This window comes from Bacteroides sp. OF04-15BH (assembly GCF_003477995.1).
Classification (GTDB): Bacteria; Bacteroidota; Bacteroidia; order Bacteroidales; family Bacteroidaceae; genus Paraprevotella.
Genome location: NZ_QUEM01000066.1, coordinates 5,217 through 5,795 on the forward strand (window position 1 = coordinate 5,217; position 579 = coordinate 5,795).

Sequence of the window (579 nt, forward strand, 5' to 3'; positions counted from 1 at the left end):
CACGGTGTGGATATGCAGGTTATACCCACTTGACCAGCGCATCAAAAGGTTGATTAGGTCGGTTGATTCGCTGGGGCTGTTGATGTCGTACATCAAGTCACGGATTCCGTCAATGATGAGCAACCCCACATCGGGCATATTTTCAAGCATATAGCCGATAATAATATGCCCCCTTGTGTTGTCATCCCCCTTGTTCAAATGCAGTACGGTATGGATATGCAGGTTATATCCGCTTGACCAGCGCATCAAGAGGTTGATTAGGTCGGTTGATTCGCTGGGGCTGTTGATGTCATACATCAAGTCACGGATTCCGTCAATGATGAGTAACCCCACATCGGGCATATTTTCAAGCATATAGCCGATAATCTGTTTCCGCTTGTCGGGGGTCTGCTCTCTTAGCACGATGAAAACAAAATCGTCCCTGTCCTTGTCGGTAGGCAGTCCGGCAAGTCGCAAAATACGCTCCATGACCTTATGGCAATGGTATTTGCTCTGCTCGGTATCTACATAGAGGATTTTCCGTTTGTTCGGTGGCAGGTATGCCGAATACTTCAGTACCTCGTCATTCTTCAACGCTGC

At 47.8% G+C, this 579-nt stretch carries 1 pseudogene; it reads right to left on the reverse strand.

Annotation, left to right across the window (positions count from 1 at the left end):
* Positions 1–579: pseudogene (locus tag DXA74_RS15500) on the reverse strand (AAA family ATPase); the annotation flags it as partial.